Origin of the sequence: Pandoraea oxalativorans (genome assembly GCF_000972785.3) — a bacterium.
Lineage (GTDB): Bacteria > Pseudomonadota > Gammaproteobacteria > Burkholderiales > Burkholderiaceae > Pandoraea > Pandoraea oxalativorans.
Genome location: NZ_CP011253.3, coordinates 1694927 through 1721378 on the forward strand (window position 1 = coordinate 1694927; position 26452 = coordinate 1721378).

22 protein-coding genes and 1 tRNA gene are annotated in these 26452 nt (G+C 63.6%); 16 read left to right on the plus strand and 7 right to left on the minus strand.

Features of this window, described 5'->3' with window-relative positions; translation table 11 throughout:
* Positions 1 to 110: 110 nt before the first annotated feature.
* The 4 genes from MB84_RS07645 to MB84_RS07660 are packed head-to-tail and all read right to left on the minus strand — an operon-like array spanning position 111 to position 3787.
* A complete protein-coding gene (locus MB84_RS07645) occupies positions 111 to 833 on the minus strand; it encodes a PqiC family protein (protein ID WP_052653030.1) in 723 nt (240 codons plus the stop codon).
* On the minus strand, positions 830 to 2494 hold the full coding sequence (locus tag MB84_RS07650; RefSeq protein WP_046291352.1) for a PqiB family protein: 1665 nt from the start codon (positions 2492 to 2494) through the stop codon (positions 830 to 832). Before MB84_RS07650 ends, MB84_RS07645 begins: the two co-directional genes overlap by 4 nt.
* Positions 2487 to 3131: a paraquat-inducible protein A gene (locus MB84_RS07655; RefSeq protein ID WP_046291353.1), complete on the minus strand. Its 645-nt coding sequence runs from the start codon at positions 3129 to 3131 to the stop codon at positions 2487 to 2489. Before MB84_RS07655 ends, MB84_RS07650 begins: the two co-directional genes overlap by 8 nt.
* Positions 3128 to 3787 carry a paraquat-inducible protein A gene (locus MB84_RS07660; RefSeq protein WP_245725508.1) on the minus strand — a complete coding sequence of 220 codons (660 nt, stop codon included), beginning with the start codon at positions 3785 to 3787 and terminating at the stop codon, positions 3128 to 3130. Before MB84_RS07660 ends, MB84_RS07655 begins: the two co-directional genes overlap by 4 nt.
* Before the next feature lie 216 nt (positions 3788 to 4003).
* Here MB84_RS07660 and fdnG point away from each other — a divergent pair, with 216 nt between their 5' ends.
* The 8 genes from fdnG (at position 4004) to MB84_RS07705 (ending at position 14506) form a co-directional block, all read left to right on the plus strand.
* The gene (gene fdnG / locus MB84_RS07670) at positions 4004 to 7072 is read left to right on the plus strand and encodes a formate dehydrogenase-N subunit alpha (RefSeq protein ID WP_150777472.1); all 3069 of its coding nucleotides are present in this window, start codon (positions 4004 to 4006) and stop codon (positions 7070 to 7072) included.
* A gap of 9 nt (positions 7073 to 7081) precedes the next feature.
* On the plus strand, positions 7082 to 8032 hold the full coding sequence (fdxH, locus tag MB84_RS07675) for a formate dehydrogenase subunit beta (RefSeq protein ID WP_046291355.1): 951 nt from the start codon (positions 7082 to 7084) through the stop codon (positions 8030 to 8032).
* 2 nt (positions 8033 to 8034) lie between these two features.
* Entirely contained in the window at positions 8035 to 8682 is a 648-nt protein-coding gene (locus MB84_RS07680) for a formate dehydrogenase subunit gamma (protein ID WP_046291356.1), read from the plus strand.
* Positions 8683 to 8727: 45 nt separating this feature from the next.
* The gene (gene fdhE / locus MB84_RS07685; protein ID WP_046291357.1) at positions 8728 to 9759 is read left to right on the plus strand and encodes a formate dehydrogenase accessory protein FdhE; all 1032 of its coding nucleotides are present in this window, start codon (positions 8728 to 8730) and stop codon (positions 9757 to 9759) included.
* The gene (selA, locus tag MB84_RS07690; RefSeq protein WP_245725509.1) at positions 9759 to 11216 is read left to right on the plus strand and encodes an L-seryl-tRNA(Sec) selenium transferase; all 1458 of its coding nucleotides are present in this window, start codon (positions 9759 to 9761) and stop codon (positions 11214 to 11216) included. Before fdhE ends, selA begins: the two co-directional genes overlap by 1 nt.
* Positions 11213 to 13123, plus strand: coding sequence for a selenocysteine-specific translation elongation factor (gene selB / locus MB84_RS07695; protein ID WP_046291358.1), 1911 nt, complete (start codon positions 11213 to 11215; stop codon positions 13121 to 13123). The genes selA and selB overlap by 4 nt, the downstream gene beginning before the upstream one ends.
* Before the next feature lie 94 nt (positions 13124 to 13217).
* A tRNA-Sec gene (locus tag MB84_RS07700) sits at positions 13218 to 13313 on the plus strand.
* Between the two features lie 545 nt (positions 13314 to 13858).
* Positions 13859 to 14506, plus strand: coding sequence for a hypothetical protein (locus MB84_RS07705; protein ID WP_157122657.1), 648 nt, complete (start codon positions 13859 to 13861; stop codon positions 14504 to 14506).
* Between the two features lie 9 nt (positions 14507 to 14515).
* Here MB84_RS07705 and MB84_RS07710 read toward each other — a convergent pair whose 3' ends face one another.
* Complete coding sequence (locus MB84_RS07710) at positions 14516 to 15736, minus strand: ISL3 family transposase (protein ID WP_046289972.1); 1221 nt, start codon at positions 15734 to 15736, stop codon at positions 14516 to 14518.
* A gap of 108 nt (positions 15737 to 15844) precedes the next feature.
* Between MB84_RS07710 and MB84_RS07715 the strand changes: the two genes are divergently transcribed.
* Together MB84_RS07715 and MB84_RS07720 are read left to right on the plus strand one after the other, a co-directional pair.
* A complete protein-coding gene (locus MB84_RS07715) occupies positions 15845 to 16765 on the plus strand; it encodes a LysR family transcriptional regulator (protein WP_046291359.1) in 921 nt (306 codons plus the stop codon).
* Between the two features lie 130 nt (positions 16766 to 16895).
* On the plus strand, positions 16896 to 17669 hold the full coding sequence (locus MB84_RS07720; protein ID WP_046291360.1) for a class II aldolase/adducin family protein: 774 nt from the start codon (positions 16896 to 16898) through the stop codon (positions 17667 to 17669).
* Positions 17670 to 17804: 135 nt separating this feature from the next.
* Here the strand turns inward: MB84_RS07720 and MB84_RS07725 are convergent, their stop codons facing one another.
* Positions 17805 to 18452, minus strand: a complete 648-nt coding sequence (locus MB84_RS07725) for a LysE family translocator (protein WP_046291361.1) — start codon at positions 18450 to 18452, stop codon at positions 17805 to 17807.
* Here MB84_RS07725 and MB84_RS07730 point away from each other — a divergent pair.
* The 4 genes from MB84_RS07730 to MB84_RS07745 all read left to right on the plus strand — a co-directional run bounded on the left by MB84_RS07730 (position 18451) and on the right by MB84_RS07745 (position 22109).
* Positions 18451 to 18780 carry an alpha/beta fold hydrolase gene (locus tag MB84_RS07730; protein WP_046291362.1) on the plus strand — a complete coding sequence of 110 codons (330 nt, stop codon included), beginning with the start codon at positions 18451 to 18453 and terminating at the stop codon, positions 18778 to 18780. The two genes, MB84_RS07725 and MB84_RS07730, sit on opposite strands and share 2 nt — an antisense overlap.
* 117 nt (positions 18781 to 18897) lie before the next feature.
* Entirely contained in the window at positions 18898 to 19644 is a 747-nt protein-coding gene (locus tag MB84_RS07735) for a GntR family transcriptional regulator (RefSeq protein ID WP_065225762.1), read from the plus strand.
* Between the two features lie 72 nt (positions 19645 to 19716).
* A complete protein-coding gene (locus tag MB84_RS07740) occupies positions 19717 to 21021 on the plus strand; it encodes a dicarboxylate/amino acid:cation symporter (RefSeq protein WP_046291363.1) in 1305 nt (434 codons plus the stop codon).
* Positions 21018 to 22109: a threonine aldolase family protein gene (locus tag MB84_RS07745; protein WP_046291364.1), complete on the plus strand. Its 1092-nt coding sequence runs from the start codon at positions 21018 to 21020 to the stop codon at positions 22107 to 22109. Before MB84_RS07740 ends, MB84_RS07745 begins: the two co-directional genes overlap by 4 nt.
* 52 nt (positions 22110 to 22161) lie before the next feature.
* Here the strand turns inward: MB84_RS07745 and MB84_RS07750 are convergent, their stop codons facing one another.
* Positions 22162 to 22953 (minus strand): AraC family transcriptional regulator, encoded by a 792-nt coding sequence (locus MB84_RS07750; protein WP_046291365.1) that lies wholly within the window; start codon positions 22951 to 22953, stop codon positions 22162 to 22164.
* A gap of 334 nt (positions 22954 to 23287) precedes the next feature.
* On the opposite strand from MB84_RS07750, the gene MB84_RS07755 reads away from it, so the two are divergent.
* Complete coding sequence (locus MB84_RS07755; RefSeq protein ID WP_245725510.1) at positions 23288 to 25447, plus strand: TonB-dependent siderophore receptor; 2160 nt, start codon at positions 23288 to 23290, stop codon at positions 25445 to 25447.
* Positions 25447 to 26388, plus strand: coding sequence for an ABC transporter substrate-binding protein (locus tag MB84_RS07760; RefSeq protein ID WP_169834992.1), 942 nt, complete (start codon positions 25447 to 25449; stop codon positions 26386 to 26388). Before MB84_RS07755 ends, MB84_RS07760 begins: the two co-directional genes overlap by 1 nt.
* Positions 26389 to 26452 lie beyond the last annotated feature (64 nt).

The window sequence follows — 26452 nt, forward strand, 5'->3', positions numbered from 1 at the left end:
GCGCAATCCGTAATGATGAGAATCCATGCGTAAATCGCGTCAGGATTTTCCAGACCTTTCGCGAAGCGGTGAGACGGCGTATATAAGGGATCCGCCGTCTCGCCTCGCGATCAATTCTGGCAGCGGGGCGTTGCGCCCTGTGCGCTGGTGGCGATGGCGTTGCCGATGCCGTCGGCCAGACGGTCGACGAGCTTGCGCTGCGCCGCGACAACGTCTGCAATGCCCGACGCGGCGGGCTCCGTCCCCGAGAAGCGACACGTCAGCACGATGTCGCCCGGCACCTTGCGAACACTCCAGACAGCCGTGAGCGCGGCTTGTTCGCCCGGCGTCGATTCGAATCGCTGGACGGACGTCGACACGCGATAGACCGCAAGCCCGTCGGCGCGCGGCAAGCCGTAGACGTCCATCGCGCCGAGACGTTGCGTCAGGTTGCGCGAGATCGTCGACGTCAACTCGGTCTTGAGCGGCGCAGCCCAGCGGGATTCCTCGAGAATGTCGACGCGTCCGCCACCACGGGTGACGACGATCTGCGGCCGGTCGACCTGTTCGGGCACGGCCACCGGCGACACTTCCAAAGCGTACGGCGTTGCCGGCGCTGCTGTGCCAGTGGTGGCGTTGGTGGCATTGGCGGCGGCGCTGCCTGTCGCGTTGGTCGCGTCCGTCAGGGTATAGAAGGTCGACGACGGCGAAGCACAGCCAGCAAGCGCCAGCATGAGGGCCGCCGCAGCGGCAAGTCCTGCTTTCCCGACGATGGCGGGCAGGGCAGAGGTGTCGCCGTCCATCGGCGTTGCACGCAGGCGCGGGCTACGGGTCATGTCGGTCGGCCTCGTCATGGTTGCGGGTCCTTCGGTTTGCCGCGCAGCAGCGCTTCGGGATGCTGCTGCAAGTAGTCGGCAAGGGTGTTGAGGGAGCGCAGCGTCTTCGTCAGTTCCTGCATGGCCTGACGGACGTCCTGCTGCACGGGCGCGTCTTCGGAAAGCGTGCGCTCGGCCGCACCGAAGCTCTTCTTCGCTTCGCCCAGCGTGGCCCTGGCTTCCGGTGCGATCTCGCCGTCGAGCTGACGGAACAACCCTTGTGCGCTATCCATCGTCTTGTCGAGCTTGCGCAGCGTCGAGTCCAGATTCTGTCCGATGCTGTCGAACGGAATCTTGTCGAGCTTGCTGGCAATGTCGGCAATCTGAAGCTGCAACTGGTCGAGCGTATTGGGCACCGTCGGCATGGTCAGTACGTCGTCAACCATCTCGGCCTTGGCAGGCTTCGCGTTCGGGAAGAAGTCGAGCGCCACGTACAACTGGCCGGTGAGTAGGTTGCCGGTACGCAACTGGCCGCGCAGGCCGCGCTGCACGAGGGCATCGAGAATCCGGTGGCTGTTCCGTTCCGTCGGCGGCACGCTGTTCTTCGGGTCGCGACGGCGCAGACGATCCGGATAGACATCGACCGTCACCGGCATGTTGAGCTGCTTGGTGGCCTGATCGAACTCCACGCCAATCGACGTCACTTCGCCCAGCGTGATGCCGCGGAAGTCGACCGGCGCACCCACGACCAGCCCGCGCAGCGACTGCTGGAAGCGGAACACGACCCGCACCGGGTGCGTGTCGGGGGCCTTCATGGCCGTGGCTTCGTCGGCGGCCAGACGGAATTCCTGTCCGGCCTTGGCCATGACGCCGGCACCCGAGTCGCTCGGGGCCTGGAAGGCGATACCGCCGATGACCACCGACGCGAGCGACTGCGTATTGACCTGGAAGCCGCTCGAATCGAGTCGCAGGTCGATGCCGCTGGCGTGCCAGAAACGCGTATTGGAGCCGACGTACTGGTCATACGGTGCTTGCACGAACACGCGCAGCGTCACGCCCTTGCCGTCCGAATCGAGCGAGTACGCTTCGACCTGACCCACCTGAATACGGCGGTAGTAAATCGGCGAGCCAATATCGAGCGAGCCGACATCGCTCGCGTGCAGCACGAACTGCTTGCCCGGTTGGCCGCTGGAGACGACCGGTGGCACTTCCAGTCCGACAAAGTGATTCGCGGAGTCCTTTGCCTTGCCGGCGTCGGCGCCGATGTAGGCCCCGGAGAGCAGCGTCGACAAGCCGGAGACGCTGCCACCGGCCACGCGCGGGCGCACAACCCACCAGCGCGAATCCTTCACGGCGAAGTTCTTCGCGTTCTTGGTGAGATCGACGGTGACACGCACATGCGAGAGATCTTCCGACAGTTCGATGCTCTTGACTGTGCCGATATCGACCTCCTTGTACTTGACCTTGGTCTTGCCCGCTTCGAGCCCCTCGGCCGTCTTGAAGTCGATGGTCACGCTCGGCCCGCGCTCGATAAGCACCTTCGCCACCAGCGACAGCCCGATCACGGCGGCGACCAGCGGTATCAGCCAGACGAGCGAGGGCGCCCAGCGCTTGCGCGGTTCGATGGCCGGCGTCGGCAGATTGTCTGCGCCGGGCGGTGGCACGGCTTTCGAGTCTTGCGGGTCTCTCGGGTCAGTCATGATCGTCCTGTTCGGTATCGTCGTCGCGGATCTGATCCCAGATCAGGCGAGGGTCGAACTGCATGGAGGCCACCATCGTGAGCACGACCACGGAGCCGAAAGCCACGATGCCCGGACCGGCCTGAATGACGGCCAGCGACTGAATGTTCACGAGCGCCACCATCAGCGCGACGACGAAGACGTCGAGCATGGACCAGCGTCCAATGAACTCGACCATGTGATACAGCTTGGTGCGTTGGTGCGGTTTCCAGCGCGTGCCGCGCTGCGCGGTAAAGCACAACAGCGATAAAGCGATGAGCTTGAGCATCGGGACGAGAATGCTCGCCGTGAAAACGACGATGGCCAGATCGTACTCGCCGCTCGTCCAGAAATAGATCACGCCGCTCATGATCGTGTCGCTGGAATTACCTAACAGCGAGCGCGTCTGCATCATGGGCAGGACATTGGCGGGAATGTACAGGATCGCCGCCGCAATCAGCAAGGCCCAGGTGCGCGTGAGGCTGTCGACTTTGCGTTGATGAAGCACCGCGCCGCATCGCGGGCAACGCTCCTTTTCGACGGTTTGCACTTCGCGCGACAGACGCCCGCAGACGTGGCAGGCGACCAGTCCCGCCGCTTTGGCCGAGAGATATTTCATCGCGTCACCGTTCGGGATTCGTTGGCCTTCTGCGCCTTCAGCGCTTCGACTGCCGGATCGGGCGTGCGGTCGATCACGATCCACAGATTGCGCAGATCGTACGACAGCACCAGCGCGAGCAACATCGTCAGCGCGCCGAACGCCCACAGCGCAATGCCGGGCAGCACGCTGGCCATGGCCGAGAGTTTGACCAGCGAGACCAGTACCCCGAGCATGAACACCTCGATCATGCCCCACGGGCGGCAGAACTCGATGGCGCGCATCACCTGAAAGACCCCATAGGGCCGTCGGCCAAGCGAGAGCGGCGTCACCAGATGGATCAGCGCGAGCAGTTGCGACAGGGGAAACAGTACGGTCGTGGCGAACACGAGCAGCGCGACGAGCCACATGCCCTCGCGATACAGCGCCCAGGCGGCACCCACGAGGGTCGTCTCGGTATAGATGCCCTGCACCTCGATCTCGACGATGGGGAACGCGTTGGCGATGGCGAACACGATCAGACACGTCAGGGTGAGCGCGAGCACGCGCGACAGGCGCAGGTCGGGGGAGCGGTAAAGAACCGAGTGACAACGCACGCAGCGAGCGGTCTCGCGCGGCGGCAGGTCCATGCGACGGTGAAGCGTGTCGCAATTCGGACATGCGATCAGGTTCGTCACGTCATCTTCAGGGGGCAATGTGTCCATTACCGGGGACGGTCACCAGAGTGACGCTCAGAATACCAAAATGTCAAGGAAGTTCCCATGAAATCAGTTGCAGTTGCGCTCAACGCAATATGCGGCATGGTTTGTGCTAAGTCACGGAAATCATTACTCGTTTGCTCTATACTCAACACACTCCCGCAAAGTTACCCAAAATTTGAGGAGAATTCCCCCATGCTTAACATGTCCAGGCGCCAGTTCCTCAAAGTGAGTGGCGCAACGCTGGCAGGGTCCAGCCTGGCAATGCTCGGGTTCGCGCCCGACGCGGCGCTGGCGGAAGTCCGTCAGTTCAAGCTCGCGCGAGCGACCGAGACCCGTAATACCTGTCCGTACTGTTCCGTGGCCTGCGGGCTGCTCATGTACAGCTACGGCGACGGTGCGAAGAATGCGAAGAAGAGCATCTTTCACATCGAAGGCGACCCCGACCACCCGGTCAATCGGGGCACGTTGTGCCCGAAGGGCGCCAGCCTCATCGACTTCATCCACAGCCCGAACCGTCTCACGCATCCGGAGTACCGCAAGCCGGGGTCCGACAAGTGGGAACGTATTTCGTGGGACGACGCGCTCGATCGCATCGCCAAGCTGATGAAGGCCGACCGCGACGCCAACTTCGTCGAAAAGACGGACGACGGTCTCACGGTCAACCGTTGGCTCACCACCGGCATGCTGGCCGCGTCGGCGTCGAGCAACGAAGTCGGGTACATCACGCACAAAGTCATCCGCAGTACCGGGATGCTGGGATTCGATAACCAGGCACGTGTCTGACACGGCCCGACGGTGGCAGGTCTTGCCCCGACGTTTGGCCGTGGCGCGATGACGAACCATTGGGTCGACATCAAGAACGCGGATCTGGTACTCATCATGGGCGGCAACGCAGCCGAGGCACACCCGTGCGGTTTCAAATGGGTGACCGAGGCGAAGGCGCACAACAAGGCGCGCCTGATCGTCGTCGACCCGCGCTTTAACCGTTCGGCATCGGTCGCGGACTATTACGCCCCGATCCGTACCGGCACGGACATTGCGTTCCTCGGCGGGTTGATCAACTACCTGCTCACGAACGACAAGATCCAGCACGAGTACGTCAAGAACTACACCGACTTCACCTTCCTGGTGAAAGACGAGTTCTCGTTCGAAGACGGCATCTATTCGGGCTACAACGACGAGAAACATACCTACGACAAGTCCTCCTGGGATTACCAGAAGGGCGCGGACGGTTACGTCCTCACCGACCCGACGCTGCAACACCCGCGCACGGTGTTCCAGTTGATGAAGCAGCACTACTCGCGTTACACCATCGATATGGTGGAGCGCGTGTGCGGCACACCGGCGGACAAGGTCGAGTACATCTACAAGCAGATCGCCGAGTGCTCCACCCCGACGCGCACCATGACGATCCTGTATGCGCTCGGCTGGACGCAGCACTCGATCGGCTCGCAGATCATTCGTACCGGTGCCATGGTGCAGTTGCTGCTGGGCAATATCGGTGCGGTGGGCGGCGGCATGAACGCGCTGCGCGGTCACTCGAATATTCAGGGGTTGACCGATCTGGGGCTGATGACCGACCTGCTGCCGGGCTATATGTCGTTGCCCAAGCAGGCGGAGCAGACCGTCGAGCAATATCTGACGGCGCGCACGCAAAAGCCGCTGCGTCCGAACCAGCTCAGCTACTGGCAGAACTATCCGAAGTTCTACGTGAGCCTGATGAAAGCGTGGTGGGGCGATGCCGCCACGGCTGAGAACAACTGGGGCTACGACTATCTGCCCAAGCTCGACAAGCCGTACGACATGCTGCAAGTGCAGGAGCTGATGAGCAAGGGCAAGATGACGGGCTACATCGCGCAGGGTTTCAACCCCATCGCGGCGACCCCCGCCAAGGTCAAGTGGGATAAGGCGCTCGCCCAGCTCAAGTTCCTTGTCGTCATGGACCCGCTGGCGACGGAGACGTCGGAATTCTGGCGCAATTTCGGCGAGCACAACAACGTCGACTCCAGCAAGATTCAGACGGAAGTGTTCCGCTTGCCGACTACCTGCTTCGCCGAAGAAGACGGTGCACTGGTCAACTCCGGTCGCTGGCTGCAATGGCACTGGAAGGGGGGCGAGCCGCCGGGCGAGGCCCGAACCGACATCGAAATCATGTCGGCGCTGTTCCTGCGTCTTCGCGAGATGTACAAGACGGAGGGCGGCAAGTATCCCGACCCGATCGTCAACCTGTCGTGGCCGTACGCCCAGCCGGAGAGTCCGTCGCCCGAAGAACTCGCCAAGGAGTACAACGGCCGGGCGCTCAAGGACATCGTCGACCCGAAGGATCCGACCAAGGTCACGCGCAAGGCAGGCGAGCAGTTGTCCGGGTTTGCCGAACTCAAGGACGATGGCAGCACTTCGTCTGGCTGCTGGATCTTCGCCGGTGCCTGGACACAGGCAGGCAACCAGATGGCGCGACGCGACAACAGCGACCCGACCGGCATCGGTCAGACGCTGAACTGGGCGTGGGCGTGGCCGGCAAACCGTCGCATCTTGTACAACCGTGCGTCGGCCGACCTCGCGGGCAAGCCGTTCAACCCGAAGCGCAAGCTGGTCTACTGGAACGGCAAGGCGTGGACCGGTGCCGATGTGCCCGACTTCAAGGTCGACGAGGATCCGGCCGGTGGTATGAGTCCGTTCATTATGAACCCCGAGGGCGTGGCGCGCTTCTTCGCCAAGGGGGCCATGGCAGAGGGCCCGTTCCCCGAGCATTACGAGCCATTCGAGACGCCGCTGGGCTACAACCCGTTCCATCCGAAGCAACCGAAGGCCACGCGTAACCCGGGGGCCCGTGTGTTCCCGGACGATCTGGCGACGATGGGGACGGCCGAGCACTTCCCGCATGTGGCAACGACTTATCGCCTGACCGAGCATTTCCACTACTGGACCAAGCACGCGTTGCTGAACTCGATCATCCAGCCTGAGCAGTTCGTCGAAATCGGCGAAGCGCTTGCGAAGGAAGTCGGGGTCGTCGCGGGCGACATGGTCAAGGTGTCGTCCAACCGGGGCTACATCAAGGCCAAGGCGGTCGTCACGAAGCGTCTGCGTGCGCTGAAGATCGACGGCAAGACGGTTCACCATGTGGGGATTCCGATTCACTGGGGCTTCAAGGGGTTGACCAAGCCCGGGTTCCTCGCGAATACGCTGACGCCGATTGTGGGCGATGCGAATTCGCAGACACCCGAGGTGAAGTCGTTCCTCGTGAAGGTCGAGAAGGCCTAAGGAGGCGCCATGGCATTGCAATCACTGGATATCAAACGGCGCTCGGCAACGACCTTGCCGTCGCCCTCGGTGCGTGAAGCGCACACGGGCGACGTCGCCAAACTCATCGACGTCTCGAAGTGCATCGGCTGCAAGGCCTGCCAGACGGCGTGCATGGAGTGGAACGACCTGCGCGACGAGGTCGGGACCAACGTCGGCGTGTACGACAACCCGGCCGACCTGACGGCGGACTCGTGGACGCTCATGCGCTTCACCGAGTACGAGAACCCGAAGGGCGACCTCGAATGGCTCATCCGCAAGGATGGCTGCATGCATTGCGAGGATCCGGGCTGCCTGAAGGCGTGCCCGTCGCCGGGCGCGATCGTGCAATACGCGAACGGCATCGTCGACTTCCACGAAGAGGCCTGCATCGGCTGCGGCTACTGCATTACCGGGTGCCCGTTCAACATCCCGCGCATTTCGCAGAAGGATCACAAGGCGTACAAATGCACGCTTTGCTCCGACCGCGTGTCCGTGGGGCTGGAGCCGGCCTGCGTGAAGACGTGCCCGACGGGCGCGATCATGTTCGGCACCAAGGACGCCATGAAGGATCAGGCGGCCGAGCGCATCGAAGACCTGAAGTCGCGGGGCTTCGACAATGCCGGGCTATACGATCCGGCGGGCGTAGGTGGCACGCATGTGATGTATGTGCTGCATCACGCCGACAAGCCGTCGCTGTATCACGGTCTGCCGGACAACCCGCGCATCAGTCCGATGGTGACGTTCTGGAAGGGCATTGCCAAACCGCTGGGCGTGGCTGCGATGGCGCTTACGGCGATTGCCGGTTTCTTCCACTACATCAAGACCGGTCCGAACGAAACGACCGAGGAAGATGAAGAGGAAGCCCGCCGGTACGATGCCTCCCGCAAGGGAGACGGTCCCGACGGCCAGAAGGGCGTTGTCACGCACGAGGAGGTCTGACCATGTCGATTGATTCGAGTGATCACAAGCACGGCAAGGACGAACTGATCGAGCGCTACAACGCGGCGGAGCGCATCAACCACTGGATCGTCGCGGGCACGTTCATTCTGCTCGCGCTGTCCGGGCTGGCGTTGTTCCACCCGTCGATGTTCTGGCTGACGAATCTGTTCGGCGGCGGGCCGTGGACGCGGATCTTGCATCCGTTCGTCGGCCTGGTGATGTTCGTGGCGTTTGTGTGGCTCGCCATGCGGCTTGCACGCTACAACAAGTTCGAGCAGCGCGACACCGAGTGGATGAAGAACATCGGCGACGTGCTCAACAATCGCGAAGAGCATCTGCCGGAAGTCGGGCGTTACAACGCCGGGCAGAAGCTGCTGTTCTACGTGATGGTGTTGTGCATGCTCGGGCTGTTGCTCTCGGGCATCGTAATCTGGCGCGCGTACTTCGCGTTCTACTTCCCGATCTGGGTGATTCGTCTCGCCTCCGACGTGCACGCGGTGTGTGCATTCGTGTTGATTTGCGGCATCATTACGCACATCTACGCGGCGATCTGGATCAAGGGTTCCGTGCAAGCCATGACGCGCGGTACCGTCACCCGCGGCTGGGCGTGGAAACACCATCGCGCCTGGTACAAGCAGCTCAACAAATAAGTCCGGCCCTGCTGGTGGCCGGACGCTCTTACGAGGCCGGCCACCTTGCAACGCATTCTCGAACCCGGACAGATCGAGTCCCTCGATCGCACCTCCATTCCCCGCCTGCGCATGCCGCAACGCGCCGAAGTGTTTTCGGCGCGTGCGGCACGCCTGCGTCAGTTGGCCGACGGCCATCCGCTGGGCGATTACCTGCGACTAATGGCCGCACTGGTCGACGCGCAGCAACGCGTGCTCGACAACTTTCAGACGGAGCGTCCGTCCCCCGAATCGATTGAACAGGCACAGCAGCACTGCATGCCGCTCGTGCCCGCAACCGGTGGCTACGATGCCGGTCGCTGGCAGCCGTTGCTCACGCCGTTGCTCGATGCGGTGGCGTCGCAGCCCGGCGTGTCCCCGGCGGTGAAGGCGGTGATCGATCGCGTGCGCGCGGCCGACCCGGCGTCGCTCGAAGCGGGCGCGCAGGCGCTGCTCGCCGGGCACGGCAAGGGTGTGGATGCGGCGAGCGCGCCGTTTCTGATGGCGGCGCTGCAAGTGCTCTGGACGGGCGTGGCCAGCACGTTCGACGCAGGCGAAGTGCCGATGCTCGACGTGCCCAATGTGTGCCCGGTGTGCGGCACGTTGCCGGTGGCAAGCGTCGTTCGCATTGGCGGCGCGCACGAGGGCTACCGCTATCTGGCCTGCGGGTTGTGCTCGACCGAGTGGCACATGGTGCGCGTGAAGTGCACGCACTGCGAAGCGAGCGAACATGTCGCGTATCACGTCGTCGACAAGGCGGGCGATGCCGCTGCCTCGGGCGAAGACGTAGCGGCAGCCGACGGCGGCATCCTCAAGGGCAAGGACGGACGGCCCAAGCTCGACGAAGCTGCCAAGCGCGTTGCATCGTCACCCATCCGGGCCGAGTCGTGCGACGACTGCCATAGCTACCGCAAGATCTTCTATCAGGACAAGGACCCGTTCGTGGAGCCGGTCGCCGACGATCTCGCGAGTCTTGCGCTCGACGTGCTGATGGGCGAGGCGGGATACGCGCGCGCGAACGGCAATCCGTTGCTCTGGCAAAACGCCGAGGAAGCCTGATGAAACACGCAAGCGGGGCAATGCCCGTGGCCGATCAGGCCGGTCCGCGCGCGGGCGCGGCGGATCTGCCGTCGCTCGACCGGCTGTTGGGGACGCCCGAGTTGCACGCGGCGGTTGCCGACTTCGGACGCACTCAGGTGACGGCGGCGTTGCGTCGCGATCTGGACGAGTGCCGCACGGCGGCGCTTGCGGGCACGCTCCCGTCCGACGCGTTGCGTCCGGCGGCATTCGGTGAGCGCATCAAAACGGGATTGACCGAACGCAATCGCGCGACACTGCGCCCCGTCTTCAATCTCACCGGCACGGTGCTGCATACGAACCTCGGGCGCGCGTTGCTGCCCGAGGCGGCCATCGAGTCGGTCGTGCAGGCGCTCACGACACCGGCCAATCTCGAATTCGATCTGGCGACGGGCGGGCGCGGCGATCGCGACGACCTCATCTCTCCGTTGCTCTGCGAACTGACCGGCGGCGAAGCGGCCACGGTCGTCAATAACAACGCGGCGGCCGTGCTGCTGATGCTGGCGACGCTGGCAAAGCGTCGCGAAGTGGTGGTCTCGCGCGGCGAACTGGTGGAAATCGGCGGGGCGTTTCGCATCCCCGACATCATGACGCATGCGGGGGCGAAGCTCGTCGAGATCGGCACCACGAACCGCACGCATGCAGCCGACTATCGCAACGCCATCGGCGAGAAGACCGCGCTGCTGATGAAGGTGCATTGCAGTAATTACGAGGTGACGGGTTTTACCAAGAGCGTCGATGTGTCGGAAGTCGTGGAGATCGCGAAGCCGCATGGCGTGCCGGTGGCCGTCGATCTCGGCAGCGGCACGCTCACGCCGCTGGAGCGCTGGGGATTGCCGCACGAGACGACCGTGCAGGAGACGATTGCGGCCGGTGCCGATCTCGTCACGTTCTCCGGCGACAAGCTGCTCGGCGGGCCGCAGGCGGGCATGATCGTCGGTCGCAAGGAGCTCATCGCGAGGATCAAGAAGCATCCGCTAAAACGCGCGCTTCGTGTTGGCAAGCTCACGCTTGCGGCGCTGGAGCCGGTGTTGCGTTTGTATCGCGATCCCGACCATCTGCCGGAACGCTTGACGACGTTGCGCCTGCTCACGCGCACGCGCGCCGAGATGGCCGCGCAGGCGGCGCGGCTGGTGCCGGTGCTGGCGAAGTCGCTGGGCGACGCCTACACCGTAACCGCCGCGCCGATGGTCAGCCAGATCGGCAGCGGTGCGTTGCCGGTCGAGCAGTTGCCGAGCTATGGGCTGGCGATTGCCCCGGCGGGCGGCGGCAAGCGCGGCAGCGGCCGTGCGCTCGCGACGCTCGAAGCGGCGCTGCGAGGTCTGCCGTATCCGGTGATCGGGCGTATTGCCGATCAGACACTCTGGCTCGACCTGCGTTGTCTCGAAGCGCAGGACGAGATGCGTCTTTCGCTTCAGTTTGAGGAATTGCGCGCATGATCGTCGGCACCGCGGGTCACATCGATCACGGCAAGACGAGCCTCGTTCGCGCGCTGACCGGCGTCGATACCGACCGTCTCAAGGAAGAGAAGGCGCGCGGTATTTCCATCGAACTGGGCTATGCCTACACGCCGTTGCCGGATGGTGAGGTGCTGGGCTTCATCGACGTGCCCGGGCACGAGAAACTGATTCATACGATGGCGGCGGGAGCGGTCGGCATCGACTTCGCATTGCTGGTCATTGCCGCCGACGACGGCATCATGCCGCAAACGCGCGAGCATCTGGCGATTCTGACGATGCTCGGTGTGAAGCGCGGCGTGGTGGCCTTGTCGAAGGCCGATCGTGTGGACGACGCGCGTCTGGACGCCGTGAGGCAAGAAATCTCGCAGTGGCTCGCGAATACGCCGCTCGCGCAGGCCGACGTGGTGCCGGTGTCGGCGACTACGCCCGGCGACGCCGGTGTGGCGACGTTGCGTGAGCATCTGACGCAGGCGGCCCAGGCGTTGGGTGAGTCGGGCAATGCGACGCGTCGCGACGATGCATTGTTCCGTCTGGCCGTCGACCGCGTCTTTACGCTGGCGGGGCATGGCACGGTCGTGACGGGCACTGCGTTCGCCAGCACGGTGCGCGTGGGCGATAACCTCACGGTCATGCCGCAGGGTTTGCCGGTGCGCGTGCGCAGCATCCATGCGCAGAACCGGCCGGTAGAGGCGGGCAGGGCGGGCGAGCGATGTGCGCTGAATCTGGCGGGTATCGAGCGCGATCAGCTCAGCCGTGGCGACTGGATCGTCGCGTCGGGATTGTCGTCGCCCGCCAGGCATGTGGACGTCGACATGCACTGGCTGGACGGCAGCGCGCCGCTCACGCAATGGTTTCCCCTGCATGTGCATTTGGGAACGACGCACGTGCAGGCACGCACCGTACTGCTGGGGGGCGATACGCTCGCTCCCGGCGCGTCGATGCGCGTGCAACTGGTCTTCGATACACCGGTGTGCACGATGCCGGGCGATCGCTTCATCGTGCGCAATCCTCAGGCGACGGCCACCGTCGGCGGTGGACGCGTGCTGGATCCGGCGGCCCCCGAGCGCAAGCGACGCTCGGCGGGGCGTCTGGCGTGGCTGGATGCCGTAGCGCAGTACCTCGACGGCAACGGCCTGGATGCATTGCTGACGCAGGCGCCGTTCGGGCTGACGAGTCAGCAGGTCATGGCAATCACCGGTTTGCCTGCTTCGCAATGGTCGTGGCCGTCGGACGCCGTTGTGCTGTCGGGCGGCGAGGGCGAAGCGCTGGCTTTCTCGCCGCAAGCGTGGGAGGTAATGCGCGCCCGGGTGGTCGCATCGCTTGGCGACTATCACGCACGCGTGCCCGACGAGCCGGGGCTCGATGCGGCGCGCCTTGGGCGCATGACGTGGCCGTCGCTGGACGCGGGTCGCTGGCGCGTCGTCGTGCAGGCGCTGCTGAGCGAGGGGACGGTGGCCCGCACGGGGGCGTGGTGGCATCTGCCGACCCATCGTGTCGAAATGACGGCCGAGGAGACAGCGTTGGCCGAGGCGTTGTTGCCGAAGGTCGCGCAGGGTCGTTTCGATCCGCCGTGGGTGCGCGATATGGGGCGCGAACTGAATGTGCCTGAGGACCGTGTGCGTGCCGTGTTGCGCAAGCTTGCGCGTCAGGGGCGGGTGCACCAGATCGTGAAGGACCTGTTCTACGACGATGCGTGCGTGCAGACGCTCGCGGGCATCGTTGCGCAGGGCGACGGTCGGGTCGAGGCCGGAGCGTTTCGGGATGCGACGGGTCTGGGGCGCAAGCGTGCGATTCAGATTCTGGAGTTCTTCGACCGTGCGGGATATACTCGCCGCGTTGGTGACCGGCATGTGCGGCGTCCCGGGGTGGAGTGGGGCGCGGCGTAGCGATATTGGCCGGTCGCGGCATCAAAGGCGGCGGTTTCGCGCGGTGCGTGGACGCACGCCTCATCATCGAGCAAGTGAAATTGCTTCGTCTGAAGGAAGGCATCCGTATCCGGTGATGCGGCCGGGCTTCAAACCCGGTTGGGGGCGTCAGACGCTCCCAGGTCGGTTCGACTCCGGCTGCTTTCCGCCACAAGACTTTCAGGGATATTCGGCTGTCTGGTTTTCGCCCGTCGACACCACCGCCCCTTGGTCCGCGCTGTGTGCCGCTCGCGTTTTGGCGCGCTTAGCCTCGAACGGTAGAATGGACTTCAGATGGCGCGAAGACGCCGTTTAGTTCATTCATCACGTGGAGAACCTCACAAATGCGCAAACTCACTTTCCTGCTTCTCGCCAGCACGGTCTTGCTCGCAAGCTGTGCCGTGTACGTTCCCGACGACGGTCCGCATGGCGGACGCGGCGGCCCCGGCAATGGGTTCTGCCCGCCAGGACAAGCGAAGAAGGGGAATTGCTGACGGCGTAAGCTTCATGCCCGCCAGCGTCTCCAACAGAGATGGCGGCGCTGGCTGGGTAGTTGGCCGCGCGGGCCGATCGTCCTTCCTTGTGGCGCGGGTGCATAAAAATACCGCATTGGGATCCCTCAACTTGATGATGCGCAAGCCGGTTACTGCGACGTAGAATCGGCGAAAACACAATCGGGGAAATCAAATGCGGGGATTGATTGGGGCGTGTCTTCTGATGGTGTCGACCATTGCTTTTGGACAGGGCAACAATTGTGACTGTCAGCAGATTGTCGGCACATGTGCGGTGTCGGTGAGCGTTATTCCCACCGAGTCCACGAAAGGCAGCTACGGCGCTGACCTGAAATTGACCTCCAGCGCCCCCATCTGCTCGAAGGTCGATTACTACGTCGACGGGACGCCGTATTTCACAATTCTGAGTCAGGGAAATCGCGGCGAAGACAGGGTGTTCGGGCAGAAGCCGATTACGCGAGCCAATCTATCCTCGATCTCGTGTCAGATATGCAAGCAGGCAGGCACCCCCGCTGATAATCCGGGGCGAACCGCCTCGCCTGACCAACCGTCGCAGAAAATCGATTTAAGCGGTACCTGGAACTCAGTTCAGACATGTAGCTTTGGTACGGGTACGAGCACGATCACGATCACGCAGACAAATCCCGGTGACGCATCCATCAGCGGCAGACTCGCCAATGCCACAATCGATTCCGGCCGCATCGAAGGGGATACCGTCACGATTCAGGCAAGCAACTGGCTCGGAAACCAAGTCCAGATGGAAGGGCGCGTAGTGGGGCCTGGCAGAATTTCGGGAACATATACGCAGACGGCAAGTGCCGGTGTACGCCAGTGGAGCGCTACGAAGACGTAAATTTTCGGTTCATTGAGCATTACCGGGGAAGGCGGCGCGGATTTTGAGGAAGAAGTATTCCTGGTCTCGGTAGCCGTAGGCGCGCCGCTTAATGACCTTGATAGTGTTGTTAATGCCCTCAACGATGCTGGTGTTTAGACGATGTCGGCATCTGGCCAGGATGCCATGCAGATAGCCTTTCAGACGCTGAGCGAAGGTGTTCAAGGGGGCTATTCCGCTTTGCTCGGCCTGCTCGCACCAGTGGTGCCAGGCTTGTTTTGCCCAGGCAGGTCTTCGGTAGAACCAGAGCCGCTTGAGTTCGTCCCTCAGGACATAGACCGTCAGCAGCGGCTGGTTGGCTTGCAGCAATTCGTCGAGCCGGACGGCCTGCTGCCGGTCTAGCTTGTCGCGGTTGCGCAATAACAGCCAGCGGCTCGATTTGATGACCCGGCGCGCGGGACGGTCCTGGCGCAGTTGGTTGGCCTGATCCACGCGCACCCGATCAATGACCTCTCGTCCGTACTTGGCCACGACATGGAACAAGTCATAGACGATCTCCGCCCGTGGGCAGTGGGCCTGGATTTCTAACTCGTAGGCCGTAGTCATGTCGATGGCTACGGCCTTGATGCGTTGGGCGACCCCACGCGGCAATTGCTCGAAGAACGCCCGAGCCGTCTCGCGTGAGCGTCCTGGGCCGATCCACAGCACCTGCCTGCTGATCGGATCGACGACTACCGTCGCGTACCGATGCCCTTTATGCAGGGCGAACTCGTCCATCGCTAAATACTCGATCCTGGACCAATCCGGTTCGCGCACTGACGCTCGGAGCCGGGCCTTGTCCAGCGTCTTGACGGTATGCCAACCCAGCTCGAAGAACCTCGCCACCGCCTGCACGTTGCTCGATTGCAGCAATTGGCTGCAGGCCGCCGCAAGCCGATCCGTCACCCGCTGGTAGCGACCCAGCCAAGTAAGCCGCTCCAGGCGCGGGCCACCGCATTGCTCACACAACAAGCGCCGGCGTGGAACATGAAGAACAACCCGGTACTCAAATAACGGCAGATCTCGCACCCGGCGCACCGTGGTCTCATGGACCTGGCGACATCGTGCGCCGCACTGCTCGCACAGCATCACCTTGGCGGTTGGCTTCAAATAGATCGACAGCGTGCGCCCTGTGCCCTCGGGCCACTCCACGCGTTCGACGGCATAGCCCTGCCAGCCTCCCAGCGACTCCAGCAGCTTGCGATCCAGCATCTCCACGCACTCCTGATGGCAAATTCCTGCCATCAAGAGTACGAAAACTTGTCAAATCCCTCCACGCTATTGCGCGATGAACCAAATTTTCGAGTACCTGTTTCTCTTATGCCACTAAGCCGACTGAATGCACGTCAACTGGAAACGTTTCTCGCGATCGTGGATTGCGGGAGCATTGCGCGTGCAGCGGATCGGGTGTGTCTGACACCGTCAGCCGTGAGTCAGTTGCTCGGTGACTTGGAGCGGGAGGTCGGCTTTCGACTCTTCGACCGGACGACGCGACGCGTCACGCTGACTGTCGCGGGCGCCGACTTTCTACCCGCCGCCACCGCTGCCATGGCGCAGCTCCACGCGGCGGAGCGGTCTGCAAAAAACATACGGGACCGTGCGTCGGGCGTCATCCGAGTTGGTGCGCCACTCGTACTTTGTGCAGCCGTGTTGCCCGACGCCATTGCGGCGTATCGCGAACTTCATCCGAAGGTGGCGATTCGACCGACGGATGTCGAAGTCGAAAACCTCGTGTCTTCGGTTGCCGACGGGGAGATCGATATCGCGCTCGGGCCCAATCAGCCGCTGGGCGATCGTGTGAGTGCGACACCATTGTTCGACAGTCCGTGGGTAGTCTGGTGTTCGCCCAAACACGCACTCGCGCGATATGACGTCGTGCCGTGGGAGGTGTTGCGCGAAACCGCCATCGTCGCCACCGGACGCGATCACGAGTACAGCGTCACGCGCATGCTCAGCGATCAGCCTGAGGGCAGCCGCGTTTTTCCCGTCGAGATCGTCGAGAACGTCACCACGGCATTCGGCATGGCGCGTGCCGGACTGGCAGTGACGCTCGCACCGGACTATGTGCAGGGCTTTGCCCGCAGCCAGGAACTGGTCATGCGGCGCACAGGCAAACCGGAAACGATCCGGCAGATCTGTCTCTATCACGCCAAAGAGCGCGAGCTATCGCCCGCAGCGGCCGGGTTCCACACCTTCCTCATTCGCTGGGTCGACGACTGGTATCGGGCGCTGACACGGTGATGCGAGATGTGCGGCGACGCGCCGGATTTGCGCATTCGTAAGCGCCATTAACGAACGCTTAAGCAGAAATCGCGAAGCGCGCCGTGGGGCCGCGTAGACTCCTCAGGGCTATCAGGAGACACGCAGAACCATGAAAAACGAACCTTCCTCACAGTCCGCCTTTGCATCGCTGACGCGACCGAACGGCATGAGCGACGCCGAATGGGCGGCGCGATGCGAACTGGCCGCCTGTTACCGCGCTTTCGACTATCTTGGCTGGACCGAGCTGATCTACAACCACATTACGCTTCGTGTGGCGGACGCCAGACCTCCGGCGTTTCTAATCAACCCGTTCGGTCTGCACTACTCGGAAGTGACGCCGCTCAATCTCGTCAAAGTGGATGGCCTGGGCAATATTCTCGGCGGCAGCGATTACCCGATCAATCCGGCGGGATTCACCGTGCACGCGGCATTGCATCAGGGATTGCCGGGGGCGCACTGCGTGATGCACACGCACACCACGGCGGGCGTTGCCGTCGCATGTTCCGCTGCGGGGCTGCGCAGCGACAACTTCTACAGCGCGCAATTGCAGGAGCGCGTGGCGTATCACGATTTCGAAGGCGTGACGGTGCATGCCGACGAAGGTCCGCGCTTGCTTAACAGCATCGGTGACAGGAAAGCGGTGATTCTGAGAAACCACGGTCTGCTCTCGTGGGGCGGCAGCATTCCGGAAGCCTTCACCTATCTCTGGACGCTGAACCGCGCCTGCGAGATTCAACTGGCGACGAGCTTGATGGGACCGTCGCTGGCCATTGCGCCCGAGATCACGGCGAAATGCGCGCGCGATGCGCTGCAATTCGACCCGGCCTACGGTGCGGGGCGAGATGTCTTCGAGGCGTTGACGCGCATCGCACTCAAAGCGTAGCGCGACACCGTTAGGAAAAAGTCTGCGGGAATGCCGTAGATAGCGACAAATTCGGAAATTCGTTGTGCGCGACGGCCAGATGGCCGCGCGCTGTAGTCTCGCACGGCATTCCTTGTAACCTCGCTTTCGATGCGTCTACTTCGACGTGCCGTTCGATGTCGCCAGCGCCGCGACGCCCAGCCCCATGTAGAGCAGGCCCGCGATGTACTTGCCGATCCCGGGCTTCTTGCTGCGGTTGGCGAGCGCGCGGCCGACGGTGCGCGCGAGGGCAGCATAGGTCGTGTCGCTCACACCCCCCACGAGGACCAGCAAAAGACCCAGCGTGACGATCTGCAGCGGCACATGACCGAGCGACGGCGTGACGAATTGCGGCAGAAACGCCGCGATGAAGAGGCCTGTCTTCGGATTGAGCAGATTGACGAGGAAGCCTTTTTTGATCGTCTCGCCGAGCGCACGGGATTGCGATTGCGGTGCGGCAGTCGTCCCCGACGCCGGTGGCTTGCTGCGAATGACCTTGACGCCCAGATACACCAGGTAGCCCGCACCCAGCAACTTGATGGCACTGAACAGCCACGGCGACGCCAGCAGCAGCGCCGTGAGACCGGCCGCAGCGAAGCTCACGTGCACGAGCGTGGCGAGCATCACGCCGAAGCAGGACGCGAGGCCGAAGCGAAAGCCCTGACTAGCACTCGTCGTCGAAATGTAAATGGTTGTCGGACCGGGAATCGCCACCATGATGAGCACTGTGGCGAGAAAGAAGGGCAGTACGTGGAGGTCGATCATGACGGAATACGCGAGACGGATAGAGGGGCATCCTAACACCGGGCACGTCGTCGGTTGGAGCGACGGCGCAATTCAGGGCATCGACCTCGCCATCCGCTATCCGGACCGTGTGGGCAAGATCGTGGCGTTCGGTGTGAACACGATCAAATCGAAAGTACTGATCCTTGACGGCGAGCACGACGAAGGCATCAAGCTCGAACACAACATCTACATGGCGCACACGATCCCGGGCGCGCAACTGATGATCCTGCCGGGCGTGAGCCACTTCGCCTTCATTCAGGATCCGACGATGTTCAACTTCGCGATCACGCATTTCCTCGATCACTGAGGCCACGGCCTGGCGGGAGGCGGAGCGCCCGGCTCCGGCTCATCGTTTACCCGCAAACCCACCCATTCCACAGCTTTGTCGTTGACGGGCAAATTGTTTTTTGCTGGTATACCAGTCATGAACCAGACCCAACGAACCCCGGCCCTGAGCGAATCGGCGTATAGCGCCATTCGCCATCTGATCGTTTCCGGCGAAATCCGCGCGGGCGAGGCGCTGTCCGAGCGCGCGCTCTCGGAGCGTTTCGGCATCAGCCGCACGCCCGTACGCGAAGCGATTCGCGCGCTCGCCAACGACGGCCTGCTGGAGATCGTGCCCATGCGCGGCACCTTCGTGCGTCAGTTGTCGGTGCGGGATCTGAGCGAAATTCACGAAGTGCGTCTGGCCCTCGAAGGCATGGCGGCATGGCTGGCGGCGCAAAAGGGCGTGACGCCCGCACTCGAAGAAGTCGCTGTGCGCCTGCGCGCGCTCGACGCACAGGGGACCGACGGCATCGAACTCGACGTCGATATCACCCAACGTGTGGGCTGGCAGTTCCACGAAGCGATGTTCGCCGCAGCCGACAACGTCCGGCTCACCGAGACCTATCACGCGTTGCGCACCCAGAACGGTCTGGCGCTGCAACGCATTCCGCATTACGACGCCGAGCGCACCCGCACCGCCGTTCGCGAACACCTCGCGATCTTCGATGCCATCGCCGCCGGGCGTCCCGAGGCGGCCCAGCGTCACGTCTGGGACCACCTCACGCACGCCATGCAGGCTCGCTTGCAGGCGCTCGTTCCTCCTGCGGCGCCGTCCGCGGTGCCTGCCGCGCAGTCGGCGGGGGCACCCGCCGCGGCACCCGCAGGCAAAAGCCGCAAGCGCTAACGCCGCTCAGCACGTGATTCCGTGCCAGTCCAGGTGAGCCGCAGCGCCACGTAATTTCCGGAGATAGTCGTCATGTCGTCAAGCACTGCCAGCAAGAAGAAGCGCCTCCTTCCGTTACCCATTCAGATGCTGATCGGTCTGGCGCTGGGCATCGGCTGCGGCATGGTCGCCCCGGCGCTCGCCACGAAGCTCATGCCTGTGGGCACGGCCTTCGTGCAGGCCGTAAAGATGATCGTCGTGCCCCTTGTCTTCACGGCGATCACGCTCGGCATCTATCAGATGGGGCACAACGCGCGCGCGCTCGGCCGCGTCTCCGCCATCAGCCTGATCTATTTCTTCATTGCGACGCTCGTCTCGATCGTGATCGGACTCGGCCTGAACGCGATCTTCCATCCCGGGCTCGGTGCGAATCTCGCGGCGGCACACGCGTCGGCCAAGCCGATTGCCGCCTCGGTGGACTGGACCAAGTTTTTCCTGGAGATGATTCCGTCGAATATCTTCGCGGCGATGAGTGGCAGCAATCTGCTGCCGGTGCTGGTCTTTGCCGTGTTGCTCGGCCTGGCGCTGTCGTCCATCGGCGAGCGCGCGAAGCCGCTCGTCGGCGTGCTCGACGCGCTCATGGGCGCAGTGTTCAAGCTCACCGACTGGATCATCTCGCTCTCGCCGCTGGCGATCTTCGCGATCATCTCGTGGCTGTTCGCCACGCAGGGCATCGGCACGATTCTCGCGCTGGTGAAGCTCGTCGGCACGATGTACCTCGGCCTTGGCGTGCTGCTGGTGCTGTTCTGGATCCTGCTCAAGGCGATTGGCGAAAAGCCGTGGGCGACGACGCGCGCCATCGGAGAGCCGGTGATTCTCGCGTTCGCCACGCGCTCGTCCGAAGCCACGCTGCCGCTGCACATGGAAAAGCTCATCGCGATGGGCGTGCCGAAGGCCATCGCCTCGGTCGTGCTGCCGCTGGGTTATGCGTTCAATCGCGACGGCTCGATCATGTACTTCGCGCTGGCCGTCGGCTTCCTTGCCGATGCTTACCACGTGCCGCTCGACATGCCGACGCTGCTCTCGATCGTGCTCGTTACCACGCTCGCCAGCAAGGGCAGCGCGAACGTGCCTTCGGGCGGTCTGGTGGCGATTGCGATGGTACTCACGACCATCGGCGTGCCCATCGAAGCGCTCGCCATCATTGCCGGTGTCGATGCCTTCCTCGACATGGGCCGCACCGCCATCAACGTTTTCAGCAACACCGTGGCCATCAAGCTCGTCATGAAGCTCGCCGGTATTCCGTACGAATCGCCCGAAGCGGTGCAGGCGGCGCTCGCCGCCGGGTCGGAAACCGCGCGCGCGGGCAGCCATGCCCACGGTCAGGAGTTCGCATGACCTCAGGCAATACCGAACGTTTCGTCGATCTGCGAAGCGATACCGTCACCCGGCCCACCGCACTGATGTGGGAGGCGATGCAAACCGCGTCGCTGGGCGACGACACCCTCGAAGGCGATCCAACCGTGCGCGCGCTGGAACATGTGGCGGCGGTCGTCACCGGCAAAGAGGAGGCGATGTTCGTGGTCTCCGGCACGATGGGCAATCTGATCGCTTCGCTGTGCCACGCCACACGCGGTGGCGAAGCGGTGCTCGACGCGCAGGCCCACATGGCGAAGTCGGAGGCGGGCGGCATGTCGCGGCTCGCACATCTGTACCCGGTGCTCATTGCATCGGTGCGCGGCGAGATGGATCTCGATCAGCTGGCCGGGGCGTTGCGTCCCGGCTTTTCGCGTTATGGGCAGCCGACAGCAATGGTCGCGGTCGAGTCCACGCATAACCACTCCGGCGGCTACGTGCCGTCGCTGTCATATCTGGCGGATGTTCACGCGCTCGCGTCGCGTGCGGGCGTGCCGGTCCATATGGACGGTGCGCGCGTGTTCAACGCGGCGGCGGCGCTGGGTGTGGACGTCGGTCAGATCACCGCGCATTGCGACAGCCTGACGTTCTGCCTCTCGAAGGGGCTGTCGGCACCGATGGGCGCGATGCTCGTCGGCTCACACGCCATGATCGAACAGGCTCGCACCTTCCGTCGCATGACGGGCGGCGGGTTGCGTCAGGCGGGCATCATGGCGGCGGCAGGGAAAGTGGCGATGGAGACGATGGTTGTGCGACTGGCCGACGACAACGCGCGTGCGCAACGTCTGTGGGACGGGCTCGCGCAGATCGATCCGCAACTGGTCGATGCGGTGCCGTCCACGAGCAACATCGTGCGTCTGCGTGTCGGCGAGCAACGCGAGACGAACCCGAAGGCATGGGAGGCGGCGCTCGCGGCGTACGGCATTCTGGCGCGCGCGAGCGGCACGTCGATGCTGCGACTCGTGACGCATCGCCATATCGGTGATGAGGATATCGACGAAACCATCGCGGCCATCGCGTCGATTCGCGATACGTTTGCCTCGCGCGCTACGCCGCTCGGGGTGGCTTGATCGGGCGATATGTCGACACCGATGCCGATGCCGATGCCGATGCCGACGCCGCTCAGCGTTCGGCCACGGCCAGATATTGTTGCGGCGCTCGGCCGAACAGCCGCCTGAACATCACGATGAAAGCGCTCGGGCTCTGATAGCCGAGCGCGAGCGCCACGTCGCCGACCGACGCCCCGAGCGCCAGTCGCGTGATCGCCTCGGATGCCCGCATATGCTGGCACCAGCGCCCGAAGGTCATCCCCGTCTCGTCCTTGAAGCGGCGCGCGAGCGTCTTGCCGCTCGCCCCCAGTTCTTCTCCCCAGCGCTCCAGCGAGTAATCGGTCGCCGGGGCCATCATCATGTGCTCGCAAATGGCCAGCAGCTTCGCGGAACTGGGCAGCGGCAGGCCATGCTCGCCCGGGGCAGCCGCCTCGCGAAGCAAACGCAGGAGCAAAGGGACGCAGAGGGCGGTGCGGCTGTCGGGGGCGTAGTGCAGACCGTCGGACAACATGTCCACGGCCAGCTCGCGCAGGAGCGGGCCGACGGTCAGCACGAGCGCGTTCGGCCACAGCCACGACACCGTGCCCGGCTCGACGCTGATCGTGCAGAACTGCATGCGCCCCACGGCGTGCAGTTCGTGCGGCGTATTAGGCGGCAGCCAGAGCGCGCGCGATGCGGGCAGTGTCCACGTGTGCGCAGGCGTGAGCACGCGCACCACGCCGCGCAGCGCCATCACCACGTGACCGTGCTGATGCTGATGCCACGGCTGGCGCTCACCATCCTCACATTCCATGCCGCTAAGCGTGACGTCGCGCGGTAAATGACGGCGCGTTTCCGGATAGCGACGCAGCAGCAATTCCTTCATGACGACTTCCCAACCGGACCGATCCATTCGGTCAGAGGACGTGTCGTTTGTCCCGTCACCCCGCGTGAGGCAGACCCGACACGCCAAAGCATAGCGAAAAGGACAAAAATTGTCCTTTTCTCAACATTTTTTGCGATTCACAGCAAAAGCATCGCCGGTATTCTACCAACTGCCATCGGGGTTCAGGTGGAAGATACAAGTGATAATAGTAATGCGTCTCATTTATTTTAATTCGTCCCATCAGGATGGCTCTGACGCGAAAAGCGGACGTAAAGTGAAACGAAATCACACGGGGAAAGCGACCCATTCGAACGGTGGGCGACGAATGACGGTCATGGCGGCAGTGCTCGCGGCCGCGGTTTTCGGGCCGCACGCTGCGATGGCGGTGGACGCGAGCGAGATGTCGTCGACCGGTGCAACGAATGCATCGGGGGCAGGGGGTGTGGCCGGTGCAGCGAATGCGGCGGGCGCAGTGACATTGCCCGCAACGCAAGTGCGTGACAGCGCGCTTGCCGAGCAGCCGAACGGGCCGGGGCGGGATTATGTCGCCAAACGGATGACGACCGTCACCAAGACCGACGCATCGACGCTGAGCGCGCCGCAAGCGACTTCGACCGTCACGCGTGCACAAATGGACGATCAGGGCGCGATCACGATCGATCAGGCATTGCGCTACACGACCGGCGTCTATACGCAGGACGGGACCGACGTGCGCTTCGACCAGCTTCGCGCCCGTGGCTTCGATATCGACGCCTATCTTGATGGCCTCGGCATCTTCCCGTCGCCGCGCTTCGCGACCGCCCGCGTCGACCCGTATCTGCTGGAGCGCATCGACGTGATGTTCGGACCGTCCTCCGTGCTGTACGGGCAAGGCAACCCCGGTGGCATCGTCAACTACAGCAGCAAGTTGCCGACGGATCAGCCTGTGCGCGAAGTGATGCTCCAGATCGGCAATCACGACACCTATCAAACCGGCTTCGATCTCGGTGGCGCCCTGACGCCGGACGGCACGATCCTCTATCGCGTCGTGGGTCTGGCGCGCGATGCCAAGACGCAGGTCAGCGCCATCGAGGACCAGCGACTGGCGATTGCGCCTTCGATCACGTTCAAGCCGGATCGCGACACGTCGCTCACCTTGCTCGCGGGTTATCAGCGCGACCCGGCGGGCGGGCTGTTCAATCCGGTGCCCGCCAGCGGCACGCTGTTCGTCAATCCGAACGGCCGTCTCGGCCCGGATCAGTACTTCGGCGACCCGAATCGCGATGGCATGCAGCGCACGCAATACTGGTTCGGCTACCAGTTCGCGAAGCAACTGAACGATACGTGGCGCATTTCGCAGAACGCGCGTTATCTGCACATTGACCAGAACTACTATCAGACGTCCGTCACCAGCCCGTTTGCGGCCGACCAGCGCACGGTGGCCATGTGGGGCAACGCCGACTTCGAACATGTGAGCCAGTGGCAGATCGATACGAACGCACAAGCGAAGTTCGCGACGGGTCCGGTCGAACACACGATGCTCTTCGGCTTCGACTATCGCCGCGTGCTCGAGGGCGATAACTACGGCGGTGCGGTCGTCGGTCAACTGGATCTGTTCAATCCGAACTACGGCGCGCTGGCGGGCGTGAGTCCGAACACGCGGCTCGACTATTCGTTGAGTCAGGCCGGGCTGTATGCGCAGGACGAACTGCGGTACCACCGCTGGGTCCTTACGCTCGGCGTGCGAGAAGACTGGGCGACGACGCGCTCGACCACGAACGGCGTGCAGCGCTCAGCAGACAACAGTGCGTTCACCTGGCGTACGGGACTGTCCTACGTCTTCGACAACGGCGTCGCGCCGTACGTGAGCTATGCGAAGTCCTTTGCGCCGGTGCTGGGGACGAACTTCGCAGGCGACGCGCTTTCGCCGACCCAAGGCAAGCAGTACGAAGTCGGCGTGCGCTACCAGCCGAAAAACTACGACGCATCGCTGCGCCTCTCGGCCTTCGACCTGCGTCAGGAAAACGTGAGCGTGGTCGATCCTGCGCACCCGACCTTCCCGACGCAGACGGGCGAAATCCGCTCGCGCGGATTCGAAGCCGAAGCGCGCGCCAACGTCACCCGCGATCTGAAGGTGATCGCGTCGTACACGTACATCAATCAGGTCAACCTGCAAAGCACAACGGCGCAGGACAAGCGCCCGCAGATCACGCCGCGTAACAGCGTCGCGCTCTGGGCCGATTACACGCTGCACGAGGGGGCGTTGCGCAATCTGGGGTTCGGCGCGGGCGTGCGTTACATCAGTTCGTCGGCCAGCGACGCCGCCAACACGTTCGAAGTGCCGAGCCGCACACTGGTCGACGCCGCCGTGCACTACGACTGGCAGCAATGGCGCTTTGCCGTGAACGTCAGCAATCTCTTCGACCGCGAATACCTCTCGTACTGCACAACGTCATCGGTGTGCTACTGGGGCTCGACGCGAACCGTTCTGGGGACGGCCCGATATCAATGGTGATGCAACGACAATCGTTTGCTGCACGACGCCGCCTTCTGGCGGCGTTTGGCGTTGGTGCGCTGGCGCCGTTCATGGGGGCGGGGGCCGTACTCGCGTCGCCCGCCGAGGCTTCATCTGCGGCTTCTTCCATCGCCTCGGGCCGCACGCCGCGCGTGGTAGTGCTCGACTGGGGGCTGGCAGCGCAGGTGCTGGCGCTGGGAGTGACGCCCGTGGGCGTGGCGCGTCCGTTCTGGTATCGGCTCCTGTCGGGCACGCCCGCCATGCCCAACGATGTCGTCGACGTCGGTCTCCTCTTTCAACCGAATTTCGAAGTAGTGCAGGCGCTGCGTCCCGACCTGATCGTTATCACCCCCGCGCACGCGGCGCTCGCCGATTCGCTTGCGCGCATTGCGCCGCTATTCGTCGCTCCGCGGCCCCATCCGCATGAGGACGGGTACCAACTCGCACAGCGTCGCGCGCGGGCATTGGGCGATGCGCTGGGGCGTCCGACGCAAACGTCGCAGTTGCTGGCTGCAACCGACGCGCATCTGGGAGAGGTTCGCGAGCGCTTGACGAAGCACGGCGTCACACAACGCCCGCTGTATCTGATGAGCCCCATCGACACGCGTCTGACGAACGTCTTCGGCCGTGAAAGTGTGTTCGGCGGGACGCTGGCCGCCGTGGGGCTGACCAACGCGTGGCGACGCCCGAGCGATACGGAGGGGATGGCGCAGATCGACTACACGCAGCTCGGCGCGGATGCCTCGGCGCGCGCGATGCTGATCGGTGCGCGTCCCGGATTGTTGGGCATGCTCGGGCAGAGCCCGCTGTGGCAGGCGCTGCCGTTCGTGCGCGGGGCGCGCGTCGGTCAGTTGCCGATCATGTTGCCGACGGGCGGCACGCCCACGGCGGTGAAGCTGGCCGACGCGTTGAGCGTCGCCCTGTTGGGAGCAGCGGCATGAGCACGGGGCATCCGCTTCAACCGATGACGGCCGATAAGCCGCATGGGGCCGCGACAAGCCCTGA